Here is a 14,173-nt window from a genome sequence, read left to right on the forward strand (position 1 = left end):
TCGTCGCAGCAGCGATCACGTCAGGACATCCCCAGCTCGCGGTCGATGAAGTCGAAGACCTCGTCCGGCGTCGCGTCCTGGAGCTTCTCGGCGACGGTGTCGCCGTCCGCCGGCGCGTCGGCCTCGTTGAGGGAGGCCAGCAGCGTCCGCAGCCGCTCGGTGATCCGAATTCGGGCGCTCCGGTCCGGCGCCGAGCCGGAGAGCGCCGCTTCCAACCTGTCCAGCTCACCGAAGACCGGTGCGACCCCGACCACCCCGCCGTCGACGATCGCGGCCCGCACGTACTCGGCCAGCCCGGCGGCGGTCGGGTAGTCGAAGACCACCGTGGCGGGCAGCCGCACGCCGGTCGCCGCGGTGAGCCGGTTGCGCAGCTCCACGGCGGTCAGCGAGTCGAAGCCGAGTTCCCGGAACGCCCGGTCCGGCTCGACGGCGTCCATGGAGGCGTGTCCGAGCACCGCGGCGGCCTGCCCGCGTACCAGCTCCAGCAGGGTCTTGCGGCGTTCGGCGTCGGTCTGCCCGGCGAGCAGGGCGGCCAGGGACTCCGCGGAGACGCCGGTGTCCTCGGCGCGCGCGGCGACCGCCCGCCGCGCCTCGGCCACGCCCGCGATGAGCGGGCTGGGCCGGACGGCGACGAACCCGGGCACGTACCTGGCCCAGTCGATGCCGGCCACCATCGTCGCCGGCTCGCCCCGCGCGACGCACTGCGCGAGCGCCGTGAGCGCGGGCCCGGTGTCGAGGCGGGCCACGCCGGTACGCCGGCGGCGCTCCTCCACGGCCTGGTCGGTGGCGGCCATCCCGCCGGCCGCCCAGGGACCCCAGGCGACCGAGGTGGCCGGCAGACCCTGCCGGTGCCGCTGCTCGGCGAGGGCGTCGAGGTAGGCGTTGGCGGCGGCGTAGCTGCCCTGACCGGCGGCGCCGAGCTGGCCGGCCATCGCGGAGAACAGCACGAACGCGCGCAGTTCCCGCCCGACGGTCAGCTCGTGCAGGTGCAGGGCGCCGAGCACCTTGGGTCGCAGGACGGTGGCGAGGCGGTCGGCGGTGAGCCCGTCGAGCACCCCGTCCTCGAGGACGCCGGCCGCGTGCACGACGCTGGTCAGCGGCGCGTCGGCCGGCACCTCGTCGAGCAGCTTCGCCAGCGCCGCCCGGTCGGCCACGTCGCAGGCCGCGAGGGTCACCCGGGTGCCCGCCTCGGTCAGCTCCCGGGCCAGCTCGGTGGCGCCGGGGGCGTCCGCGCCGCGACGGCTGACCAGCATCAGGTGCTCGGCTCCCCGGGCGGCCAGCCAGCGGGCCACCTCCGCGCCGAGCGCGCCGGTGCCGCCGGTGACCAGCGTCGTGCCCGGGTAGCCGGCCTCGTCGGTGGCCGCCTCGCCGCCGGGCGCCCGCACCAGCCGGCGTACCAGGATGGTGGCGCCGTCGACCGCGAGCTGGTCCTCGCCGTCGAGGCCGGCGAGCGCGGCGCAGAGCAGGTCCCAGCCGTGGTCGTCCAGGGTGGCCGGGACGTCGACCAGGCCGCCCCACCGCTCGGGGTGTTCCAGGGCGACGACCCGGCCGAGGCCCCAGAGCAGCGACTGCTCCGGTCGGCCGGGCGCTCCGCCCCGGGTGGTGCCGGCGGCGCCCCGGGTGACGCACCACAGCGGCGCGGCGACGTCGAGGTCGCCGAGCGCCTGGATCAGCGCCAGCGAGCGGGCGAGGAAGGGCGGCACCGGCTGGGTGTCGTCGACCGCACCGTCGGCGAGGGCGAGCAGCGACAGCACCCCGTCCACCGGGGCCGCCTCGCCGTCGGCGGTGCGGGTGGCGCTGGTCAGGTGCGCGGCGAGGGCGGCCCGGTCGGTCAGGTCCTCCGGCAACGCCACCAGCCGGACGTCGGCCCCCCGGCGGGCCAGCTCGGCGACGGCGGTCTCGCCCTCCTCCGGGTGCCGCTCGTCGGCGATCACCCACCAGGCGCCGGGAAGGAAGCTGACGGGCGTGCCGGTGTACGGCTGCCAGACGCTGCGGTACCGCAGGTCGTCCAGGCTGGAGCGGTTGCGCTGCTGGCGCCGCCAGGAGGCGAGCACCGGCAGGGCCGCGCCCAGCCGTTCCAGGGACTCCGCCGCGTCCTGCTCGGTGAGTTCCGCGAGCGCGGCCAGGTCCTCGCGTTCGACGGCCGCCCAGAACGCGGAGTCGACGCCGCTCGGGGTCTCCTCGGTGCCGTCCTGCCCGGTCGTCGTGGTCGGCCAGAACCGGCTCCGGTCGAAGGCGTACGTGGGCAGCGCCACGACGTCGGTCTCGGCGAGGACCGTGGTCAGGTCGACGGTCAGGCCGATGGTGTGGGCGGTGGCGAGGTTCGTCAGCAGCCGCGTCGCGTCGTCGTCGCCCCGACGCAGGCTGCCCAGCGTGTGCCCGCTCGCGCCCGTGTCGTCGAGGATCGCCGTCACCGGCATCGTCAACACGGGGTGGGGGCTGATCTCGACGAACGTGGTGTGGCCCGCCGCGACGGCCACCCGCACGGCCGCGTCGAACCGCACCGTCTGCCGCAGGTTCTCGTACCAGTAACCCGCGGTCATCGAGGACGGGTCGACCCAGTCCCCGGTCAACGTCGAGACGAGACGGGTGTGCCCCTGGCGGGGGGTGATGTCGGCCAGGTCGGCGCGCAACCGCTCGGCGACCTCCTGCACCGCCGCCGAGTGCGACGCGTAGTTTACCGGGATCAGCCGGGCGCGCACCCCGTCGGCCTGGCACGCCTCGACCAGGTCGGCGACCGGCTGCGGCGGCCCGGACACCACGACGGTCGACGGGCCGTTGACGGCCGCCACACCGACGCCCGGGAACGCGGACAGCCGCGCGGCCACCGCGTCAGCCGACAGGTCCACCGACGCCATGGTGCCGGTGCCCCGCAGCACGGTCAGCGCCCGCGAGCGCAACGCCACGGCCCTCGCCGCGTCCTCCAGGGACAGGATGCCGGCCACACACGCGGCGCCGATCTCGCCCTGCGAGTGACCGATCACCGCAGCCGGGGCAACGCCGGCGTGCTGCCACACCGCCGCCAGCGCGACGCCCACGGCCCACAGCACCGGCTGCACGACCTCGACCCGCTCCAGCCACGACTCGTCCTCGCCGGTCAACACCGAGACGAGGTCCACGTCCAGGTACGGGGCCAGGGCCCGCTGGCACTCGGCCAGCCGCGCGTCGAACACCGGCGTACGACCCACCAGGCCGGCGGCCATTCGCGCCGACTGCGCACCCTGACCGGGGAACACGAACACCGCACCCGCACCGGTCCCGGAGGCCGCGCCCGTGACGAGGTTCCCCGCCGGCACGCCGGCGGACAGGGCGTCCAGCCCGGCCAGCAGGTCGTCGACGGTCGACCCGACCACGGCGGCCCGCTGGTCGAACACCGACCGGGTCGTCACCAGGGACCAGCCGACCGCCGCCGGATCGACCTCGCCGCGCTCGCGGACGTGCCGGGCCAGGCGGGCGGCCTGACCGGCCAGGCCGGCCCTCGAGCGCGCCGACACCGACCAGACGACGACGTCGGCGGCCACCAGGCCCGGGCCCCGGCCCGGGCCGGTCTCGGCGTCGGGAGCCGCGCTCTCGGCGGGCAGGTCCTCGGGCAGCTCGATGATGACGTGGGCGTTGGTGCCGGAGATGCCGAACGACGACACCGCCGCCCGACGCGGCCGCTCCACCGCCGGCCACGGCCGCGACTCGACCGCCAGCTCCACCGCGCCGGAGGTCCAGTCGATGTGCGGGGACGGCTCGTCCACGTGCAACGTCGCCGGGACCACGCCCTCCCGCATCGCCAGCACCATCTTGATCACGCCGGCGACGCCGGCGGCGGCCTGGGTGTGGCCGATGTTCGACTTCACCGAGCCCAGCAACAGCGGCTCGTCGCGCCCCTGCCCGTACGTGGCGAGCAGCGCCTGCGCCTCGATCGGGTCGCCCAGCGTGGTGCCCGTGCCGTGCGCCTCGACCACGTCCACGTCGGCGGTGGACAGCCGCGCCGACGCCAGCGCCTGCCGGATCACCCGCTGCTGCGACGGACCGTTCGGCGCCGTCAGCCCGTTCGACGCGCCGTCCTGGTTGACCGCGCTCCCCCGCACGATCGCCAACACCTCGTGGCCGTTGCGCCGCGCGTCCGACAGCCGCTCCACCAGCAGCATGCCGACGCCCTCGCCCCAGCCCGTGCCGTCCGCACCGGCCGCGAACGCCTTGCACCGGCCGTCGGCGGCCAGGCCCCGCTGCCGCGAGAACTCCACGAACAGCCCGGGCGTCGACATCACGGTCACGCCCCCGGCGAGGGCCAGGTCGCACTCGCCGCGTCGCAGCGACTGCACCGCCAGGTGCAACGCCACGAGCGACGACGAACACGCCGTGTCCACCGACACCGCCGGCCCCTCCAACCCCAACGCGTACGCCACCCGACCCGACACCACACTCGCGGCGTTGCCCGTCCCCGCGAAGCCCTCCACCTCGTCCCCCGCCACCATCAGCAGGGCCCCATAGTCCTGACCATTGGTGCCCACGAACACCCCTGTTCGCGAACCCCGAAGAACCCCAGGCTCAACCCCTGCCCGCTCGACCGCCTCCCACGAAACCTCGAGCAACAACCGCTGCTGCGGATCCATGGCCAACGCCTCGCGGGGCGAAATCCCGAAGAAACCGGCATCAAACTCCGCCGCCTCGTAGAGGAAGGCGCCGCTGCGCACGTAGGAGGTGCCGGTGGAATAGGGGTCGGGGTCGTAGAGCCGCTCGACGTCCCAACCCCGATCGCCGGGTAGGTCGGACACGGCGTCGCGGCCGGCGTGCAGCATCTGCCAGAACCGCTCGGGGTCGTTCGCCCCGCCGGGGAAGCGGCAGGACATGGCGACGATCGCCACCGGCTCGTCGTCGCCGAGCGTCACCGGGGCGGTCTCGACGGCCACGGCGGCCTCCCCGCCGAGCTCCTCGTGCAGGTGCCGGGCGAGCGCGGTCGGCGACGGGTAGTCGAAGACCAGGGTCACCGGCAGCCGCAGCGAGGTGGCGGTGGCGAGCCGGTTGCGCAGCTCCACCGCCGTCACCGAGTCGAACCCGAGGTCGCGGAACGCGTGGTGCGGGTCGACGGCCTGGCCGTCGGCGTACTTGAGGACCGTGGCCGCCTGGTCGCGGACCAGGTCGAGCAGCGCCTGCTGGCGCTCGGCGGCGCTCATCCGGGTGAACGCGCCCGCCGGGCCCGCCTCGTCGGTCTGCTTCGTCTCGGCCAGGCCCTTGGTGGCCTGCAACCGCTGCGCCTCGGGGATCTCCGAGATCAGCGGGCCGGGCCGGGTGGCGGTGAAGGCGACGAAGAACCGGTCCCAGGCGATGTTCGAGATGGTCAGGAACGTCTCGTCGTGCTCGACGGCCTGGTGCAGGGCCGCGACGGCGAGCCGCGGGGGCATCTCGGGCGCGCCGTGGCGGTGCAGCATCTGGCCGAACTCGCCGTCGGCCATGCCGCCGCCGCCCCAGGCGCCCCAGCCGATCGAGGTGGCTGGCAGGCCGAGGGCCCGCCGGTGCTCGGCGAGGGCGTTGAGGAACGCGTTGCCGGGGGCGTAGTTGCCCACGCCGGAGCTGCCGACGGTGCCGGCCATCGAGGAGAACAGGATGAACGCGTCGAGGTCCAGCTCGCGGGTCAGCTCGTGCAGGTTCAGGGCCGCGGTGACCTTCGCGCTGAGCGCGTAGTCGACCTGGTCGAGGGTCAACGAGTTGATCACCGAGTCGTCGAGGACGGCGGCGGTGTGCACGACGGTGGTCAGCGGGTGCTCGGGCGGCAGGTCGGCGAGGACGGCGGCGAGCGCCGACCGGTCGGCCGCGTCGCAGGCGGCGACGGTCACCCGGGCGCCCAGTCCGACCAGCTCGGCCTCGAGGTCGGCGATGCCCTCGGCCTGCCGGCCGCGCCGGCTGACCAGGACCAGGTGCGCGGCGCCGTTGGCGGCGAGCCAGCGGGCCATGTGGCCGCCGAGCGCGCCGGTGCCGCCGGTGACCAGGGCGGTGCCGGACGGCCGCCAGGCGCGCGGGGCGGGGGCGTCGCCGAGCGGGGCGTGCAGCAGCCGCCGGCCGAACGCGCCGGCCCACCGCAGCGCGACCTGGTCCTCCCCGTCGGTGCCGGCGAGGACGCGGACCAGCCGGCGACCGGCCGCGTCGTCGAGCTCGTCGGGGAGGTCCACGAGGCCGCCCCAGCGGTCCGGGTGCTCGAGTGCGGCGACCCGGCCGAAGCCCCAGGTGAGCTGTTGGAGCGGGTGCGGCAGCGGGTCGGCCGGGCCGGTGGCGACGGCCCCCCGGGTGAGGCACCACAGCGGCGCGCGCACGCCGGCGTCGCCGAGCGCCTGCACGAGGGTCACGGTGCCGGCGAAGCCGACCGGCACCGACGGGTGCGCCGGGGCGGGCGTCTCGTCGAGCGGCAGCAGCGACACGATCCCGGCGGGGCGGGAGCCACCGTCGGTCAGGTCGCGCAGCCGGGCGGCAAGCGCCGCGCGGTCCGTGCGGTCGGCGTCCAGCACCAGCGGTACGACGGTGCCGCCGTGCCGCCCCAACGCCTCGGTGCAGAAGGCGGCCTCGGCCGCGCCGGTGTCGTCGGGGCCGGTGACCAGCCACCAGGTGCCGGTGACGGCGGGCGCACCGGCGCTGTCGCCGGCGATGGGCGTCCAGCTGTCCCGGTACCGCCAGGAGTCCACGGTGGCCTGATCGCGGTGCCGGCGGCGCCAGGCGGCGAGGACCGGCAGCACGTCGGCGAACGCCGCGTCCGGCACGGGCTCCGACTCGGTCGTGCCGGCGAGTTCGGCGGTGAGCGCGGCCAGGTCCTCCGCCTCGACGGCCGCCCAGAACCGGGCGTCGACCTCGTCGTCCGCCACGGGGCCGGCGACGCCGGCGGCCGGGGCGGAGGTGGCGGACGGCTGCGGCCAGTAGAGCTGCCGCTGGAACGGGTACGTGGGCAGGTCGCGGCGGCGGCCGGCGAGGCCGGTGAACGCGGGACGCCAGTCCACCGGCGTGCCCCCGGTCCAGACCTCGGCGAGGGCGCGGAGGAAGCGGCCGAGGCCACCCTCGCCGCGGCGGAGGCTGCCGGTGACGGTGACCGCATCCGGCTCGGCGGCGGCCAGCTCGACGCTCTCCTGCACGGCCATGGTCAGCACCGGATGGGCGCTGACCTCGACGAAGGTCTGGTAGCCGGCGGCGACGAGGCTGCGCACCGCGTCGTCGAAGCGGACGGTCTGCCGCAGGTTGCGGTACCAGTAGTCGGCGTCGAGGGCGGCGGTGTCGAGCCAGTCCCCCTCCACGGTGGAGCGGAACCGGACCTCGCCGGTGCGGGGCCGCAGCCCGGCGAGCAGTTCCAGGAGCTGCTCGCGCAGCTGCTCGACGTGGGCGGAGTGGGAGGCGTAGTCCACCGGGACGCGGCGCACCCGCACCTCGCGGGCCTCGTAGTGGGCGACCAGCTCGTCGAGGGCGGCGCTGTCGCCGGAGACCACGACCGAGGTGGGCCCGTTGACGGCGGCCAGGGCGACCCGGCCGGCCCAGCGGGCGATCGTCGCGGTGGCCTCGTCGGCGGTGGTGGCGACCGAGACCATGCCGCCGTCCCCGGCGATGCCGGCGATGATCCGGCTGCGCAGCGCGACCACGGCCGCCGCGTCGTCCAGGGTGAGGCCGCCGGCGACGTACGCGGCGGCGATCTCGCCCTGCGAGTGGCCGACGACGGCGGAGGGGCGCACCCCGTACGACTCCCAGAGCGCGGCGAGCGAGACGCTGACCGCGAACAGGGTGGGCTGCACGACGTCGACCCGCTCCAGCGACGGGGCGTCCGGCGCGCCGCGCACCACGTCGGTCGGCGACCAGTCGACGTACGGACGCAGCGCCTCGGCGCAGGCGGCGAACTTCTCCGCGAAGACCGGGGCGGTGTCGAGGAGTTCCGCGGCCATGCCGACCCACTGCGAGCCCTGGCCGGGGAAGACGAAGGCGACCTCGCCCGGGGTGCCGGGGGCGCGGGTGACGGTCTGCGCGGTGGGGCGGCCGGCGGCGAGCGCGTCGAGGGCCGCGGTCAGGTCGTCGCGGTCGGCGGCGAAGACGACGGCCCGGTGGTCGTGGGACGCGCGGGTGGCGGCCAGCGACCAGCTGACGTCGGCGAGTTCGCCGTCGTCGACGGTGTCGAGGTGGTCGAGCAGGTCCCTGGTGCGGGCGGTGAGGGCGTCGACGGTGCGCCCGGAGAGCACCCAGGGCAGCTCCCCGGTCGGCCCGTCGGCCGCCGGCTCGGCCTCGGGTTCGTCGGCGGGGGCCTGTTCGAGGATGGTGTGCACGTTGGTGCCGCTGATGCCGAACGAGGACACGGCGGCGCGGCGTACGCCGTCGGCCGGCTCCCACGGTCGGGCGGCGGTGAGCAGCTCGACGCTGCCGGCGCTCCAGTCGACGTGCGGGGTGGGCTCGTCCACGTGCAGGGTGGGCGGCAGCACCCCGTGCCGCATCGCCAGGACCATCTTCATCACCCCGGCCACACCGGCGGCGGCCTGGGTGTGACCGATGTTCGACTTGATCGACCCCAGCCACAACGGCCGGTCGGCGGGACGGTCCTGGCCGTAGGTGGCGATGAGCGCCTGCGCCTCGATGGGGTCGCCGAGGGTGGTGCCGGTGCCGTGCGCCTCGACGGCGTCCACCTGGTCGGCGGTGAGTCCGGCGTTGGCGAGGGCCTGCCGGATCACCCGCTGCTGGGCGGGGCCGTTGGGGGCGGTGAGCCCGTTGGAGGCGCCGTCCTGGTTGACGGCGCTGCCGCGCAGCACGGCGAGGACCGGGTTGCCGTCGCGGCGCGCGTCGGAGAGCCGCTGGAGCACCAGCAGGCCGACGCCCTCGCCCCAGCCGGTGCCGTCGGCGGCCCCGGCGAACGGCTTGCACCGGCCGTCGGCGGCGAGGCCGCGCTGGCGGGAGAAGCCGACGAAGATGCCGGGGGTGGCCATCACGGTGGCGCCACCCGCCAGGGCGAGGTCGCACTCCCCCGCCTGGAGGGCCTGCGCCGCGAGGTGCATCGCGACCAGCGACGACGAGCAGGCGGTGTCGACGGTGACCGCCGGGCCGTGCAGCCCGAAGGTGTACGCCAGCCGACCGGAGATGACGCTGGCGGAGGTGCCGGTGGCGAGGTAGTTCTCGTCGACGTCCCCGGCGGCCATCAGCAGCGAGCCGTAGTCCTGGCCGTTGGTGCCGACGTACACGCCGGTGCGGCTGCCGCGCAGCGCGGTCGGGTCGATCCGGGCCCGCTCGAACGCCTCCCAGGTGGCCTCCAGCAGCAGCCGCTGCTGCGGGTCCATGGCGAGGGCCTCGCGGGGGCTGATGCCGAAGAAGGCCGGGTCGAACTCGCCGGCCCCGGCGACGAAGCCGCCCTCCCGGACGTAGCTGGTGCCGAGGTGCTCGGGGTCGGGGTGGTACAGCTCGGCGAGGTTCCAGCCGCGCTCGCCGGGCATCAGGCTCATCGCGTCGGTGCCGGTGGCCACCAGGTCCCACAGCTGCTCCGGCGAGGTGACCCCGCCGGGGAAGCGGCAGCTCATCGCGACGATGGCGATCGGCTCGCGGTCGCGGCCCGTGCCGTCGGCGACCACCTCGCTGGTGGTGTGCCCGGCGGTGAGGCCGTGCAGGTGGGCGGCGAGTTCGGCGACCGTGGGGTGGTCGAAGACCAGCGTGGCGGGCAGGGTCATGCCGGTCTCGGCGGTCAGCCGGTTGCGCAGCTCGACGGCGGTCAGCGAGTCGAAGCCGAGGTCGCGGAAGGTGCGGTCGGGCAGCGGCTGGCCGGCCGGGTAGCCGAGCACGACGGCGGCCTGGGTGCGCACGAGGTCCGCGAGCTGCGGCAGGGACCGGCCGACCACCACGGCCCGGGCGGGGCCCGTGGGCACGGCGGGCACCCCCGGCAGGGCGGCGATCAGCGGCGTCGGCCGGCCCCAGGAGGCGGCGAGGCGTCCCCAGTCGACGTCGGCGACGGTGACCGCCGGCTCGGCGGTGTTGACCAGCCGGCCGAGGGCGGTGACGGCCTCGGCGACGGGGAGCGCGTTGACCCCGCCCCGGGCGAGCCGGGCGGTCAGCGCCGCGGCCATGCCGTCCTCGGCCCAGGCGCCCCAGGCGATGGCGGTCGCCGGCAGCCCCTGGTCGCGTCGCCAGGCCGCGAACGCGTCGAGGTACGCGTTGGCCGCCGCGTAGTTGCCCTGTCCGGCGCTGCCGATGACCCCGGCGAGGGAGGAGAAGAGCACGAACGCGTCGAGGTCGCGGTCGGCGGTGGCCTCGTGCAGCACCCGGGCGGCGCGGACCTTGCCGTCGAGGACGGTCTGCATCCGGGCCAGGTCGAGCCCGTCGAGCACGCCGTCGTCGACCACCCCGGCGGTGTGCACGACGGCGGTCAGCCCCGGCAGGCCCGCGACGAGCGCGTCGACCGCCGCCCGGTCGGTGACGTCGCACGCCACCACCCGCACCGCACCCGACTCGGCCACCAGCTCCGCCGCACCCGGCGCCGCCGGACCCCGCCGCGAGGCCAGCACCACCTCGGCCGCCCCGTTGGCCAACAACCAACGGGCCACGTGCCGACCCAACGCACCCGTACCGCCGGTGACCAGCACCGTCCCGGCGGGCCGCCAACCCGACCCGGCGGGCGGCGCGGCCGGCACCAGCCGCCGGCCGAGGATCCCCTGCGGGCGGATCGCCACCTGGTCGTGGCCGCTGTCGGCGAGGACGGCGAGCAGCGCGTCCCCGGCGCTCCGGTCGACGCGGGCGGGCAGGTCGACCAGGCCGCCCCAGCGGTCCGGCTGTTCGAGGGCGACGACCCGGCCCAGGCCCCAGGCCAGGGCGGGCCACGGGTCGGCGAGGGTCTCGCCCGTGCCGACGCGGACGGCGCCCCGGGTCAGGCACCAGAGCCGGCCGGGCAGATTGGCGTCGGCGAGCGCCTGGGTGAGGGTGAGCAGCAGCGCGGCGCCGGTGGAGACGGCCGGTGCGTCCGGCAGCGCCCGATCGGGTGCGGGCAGCACGCAGAGCACCCCGGTCCAGCCCTGGTCGCCGTGGTCGCGCAGCAGTTCGGCCAGCTCCGCCCGGCCGACGCCCGGGGCGACGGCGAGGGCGTCGACGTGGGCGCCCGCGCCGGTCAGCGTCGCGGCCACCCCGGCGTCGTCGGCGTCGGCGGTGACGACCAGCCAGCGGCCGGTCAGCGCCGGCGCGGCGGCGGGACGGACCGGCTCCCAGTCGACCCGGTACGCCCAGCCGTCCACCACGGCGTCGCGGTGCCGGGCGCGCCGCCACGACGACAGCACCGGCACGGCCGGGGCGAGGGCCTCGACCGCCGCGGGGTCGTCCTGCACGGCCAGGTGGGCGGCGACCCCGGTCAGGTCGCCGCGCTCCACCGCCGCCCAGAAGTCCCCCTCGGCGGTGTCGGCCGGCGCGGTCGGTCCGGCGGTGCCGCCGACCTCGGGCCAGTAGCGCTGGTGCTGGAAGGCGTACGTGGGCAGGTCCACCCGCCGGGCGCCGGTGTCGGCGAACCACGGCCGCCAGTCCACCGCCACCCCGTGCACGTGCAGCTCGGCCAGCCCGGCCAACAGCCCCTGCGCCTCCGGCCGGTCCTTGCGCTGCACGGCGACGGCCAGCACCGCGTCGTCGCCGGGCAGGACGTCGGCCGCCATCGCGGTCAGCACACTCTGCGGCCCGACCTCCAGGAACGTGTCCACCCCGGCGGCCCGCAACGCGGCCACCCCGTCGGCGTACCGGACGGCCTCCCGCACGTGCCGCACCCAGTAGTCGACCGTACGGATCTCCTCGGCGTCGGCGAGCGCCCCGGTCACGTTCGACACCACCGGCAGCGACGGCGCGGCGAAGGTCAGCTTGCCGAGCACCGCGCGGAACCTCGCGAGCATCGGCTCCATCAGCGGGCTGTGGAACGCGTGGCTGACCGCCAGCCGGCGCGTGCGCACCCCGCGCTCCCGCCAGACGCGCTCCACCTCGTCCAGGGCCTCGACGGCGCCGGAGACGACGACCGCCGACGGCCCGTTCACGGCCGCGATCCCCGCCCGGTTGGCGAGCCCGTCCAGCGTGGCGAGGACGTCGGCCTCGGTGGCCGCGACGGCGAGCATCCCGCCGCCGGCCGGCAGCGCCTGCATCAGCCGCCCCCGCGCCGCCACCAACGCGGCGGCGTGCTCCAGGGACAGCACCCCGGCCACGTACGCGGCCGTGACCTCGCCGATCGAGTGGCCGGCCACCAGGTCGGGGACGATCCCGAACGACTCCACCAGCCGGAACAGCGCCACCTCGACGGCGAACAGCCCGGCCTGCGTGAACACCGTCTCGCCCAGCAGCTCGGCCTCGGGGGTGCCCTCGGCGGCGAAGAGCACCTCGCGCAGGGGGCGCGGCAGGGCCCGGTCCAGGTGTCCGCACACCTCGTCGAGGGCGGCGGCGAAGACGGGGAACTCCGCGTACAGCTCCCGGCCCATGCCGGCGCGCTGCGCGCCCTGGCCGGAGAAGAGGATCGCGAGCTGACCGCGCGGCGAGCCGGCGCCGGCGACGACGGTGCCGGCCGGTTCCCCGGCGGCGAGGGCGCGCAGCCCGGCGAGCAGGTCGTCGCGGCCGGTCGCCGCGACCACGGCGCGGCGGTCCAGGGTGGAGCGGGAGGTGACCGACGAGAACGCCACGTCGAGCGGGCGCAGGGTGTCGTCGGCGGCGAACCGGGCGGCCCAGCGGCCGGCCTGCGCGGCGAGGGCGGCGTCGGAGCGGGCGGAGAGCAGCACGGGGGCCACCGGGCGCTCCGTCGGCGCGGTCGGCCCGGCCTCGGCCTCGACCTCGGCCGGGGCCTGCTCGATGATGGTGTGCGCGTTGGTGCCGGACACCCCGAACGACGACACCGCGCCCCGGCGCGGCCGGTCCACGGCGGGCCACGGGGTGGCGGCGGTGGCGAGGGTGACCGCCCCGGCGGTCCAGTCGATGTGCGGGGACGGCTCGTCGACGTGCAGGGTCGGCGGCACGACGCCCTGCCGCATCGCCATCACCATCTTGATCACGCCGGCCACGCCGGCGGCGGCCTGGGTGTGGCCGATGTTCGACTTGACCGACCCGAGCAGCAGCGGCGCGGAGTCGCCCCGGTCCTGCCCGTACGTGGCCAGCAGCGCCTGCGCCTCGATCGGGTCGCCGAGCCGGGTGCCCGTGCCGTGCGCCTCCACCACGTCCACCTGCTCGGGCGTGAGCCGGGCGTTGGCCAGGGCCTGGCGGATGACGCGGACCTGCGACGGGCCGTGCGGGGCGCTGAGCCCGTTGGACGCGCCGTCCTGGTTCACCGCGCTGCCCCGCACCACGGCGAGCACCGGGTATCCGTGCCGCTGCGCGTCGGAGAGCCGGGTGAGCAGCAGCATGCCGACGCCCTCGGACCAGGAGGTGCCGTCCGCGCCGGCGGCGAACGCCTTGCACCGGCCGTCGGCGGCGAGGCCGCGCTGCCGGCTGAAGCCGACGAAGACCGCCGGGGTGGGCATCACCGTCACGCCGCCGGCCAGCGCCAGCTCGCAGTCGCCGTTGCGCAGGGCCTGCGCGGCCAGGTGGATGGCGACCAGCGAGGACGAGCAGGCGGTGTCGACGGTGACCGCCGGCCCCTCCAGCCCGAGGGTGTACGCGACGCGCCCGGAGATGACGCTGGTGGCGTTGCCGGTGAGCAGGTGCCCCTCGCCGTTCTCGGCCTGCGCCATCATGCCGTCGTAGCCGTGCGAGGACGCCCCGACGAAGACGCCGGTGCGGCTGCCCCGGACCGCCGGCAGCGGCAGCCCGGCCCGCTCGAACGCCTCCCAGGAGGTCTCCAGCAGCAGCCGCTGCTGCGGGTCCATGGCGACGGCCTCGCGGGGCGAGATGCCGAACAGGTCGGCGTCGAAGTCGGCGGCGGAGTAGACGAAGCCGCCCTCGGTCACGTAGCTGGTGCCCGGGTGGTCGGGGTCGGGGTGGAAGAGGCGGTCCAGGTCCCAGCCCCGGTCGGCGGGGAACGGCCCGATGCCGTCGCCGCCGTCGCGGACGAGTTGCCACAGCGCCTCGGGGCTGTCGACCCCGCCCGGGTAGCGGCAGCTCATCGCCACGATGGCGATGGGCTCGGAGTCCCGGGTCTCCAGCTCGCGCAGCCGCCGCCGGGTACGCCGCAGCTCCGAGGTCGTACGCTTCAGGTACTCGACGTACTTCTCGTCCTCGTTGCTCACCGTGGACCTACCTCACT

1 protein-coding gene is annotated in these 14,173 nt (G+C 76.3%); it reads right to left on the reverse strand.

The window, feature by feature from the left end; all coding sequences use genetic code 11:
- Positions 1-20: 20 nt before the first annotated feature.
- The gene (locus ACSNN9_RS00760; protein WP_436670684.1) at positions 21-14,156 is read right to left on the reverse strand and encodes a type I polyketide synthase; all 14,136 of its coding nucleotides are present in this window, start codon (positions 14,154-14,156) and stop codon (positions 21-23) included.
- Positions 14,157-14,173 lie beyond the last annotated feature (17 nt).

The organism is Micromonospora sp. URMC 107 (assembly GCF_051386315.1).
GTDB lineage: Bacteria > Actinomycetota > Actinomycetes > Mycobacteriales > Micromonosporaceae > Micromonospora.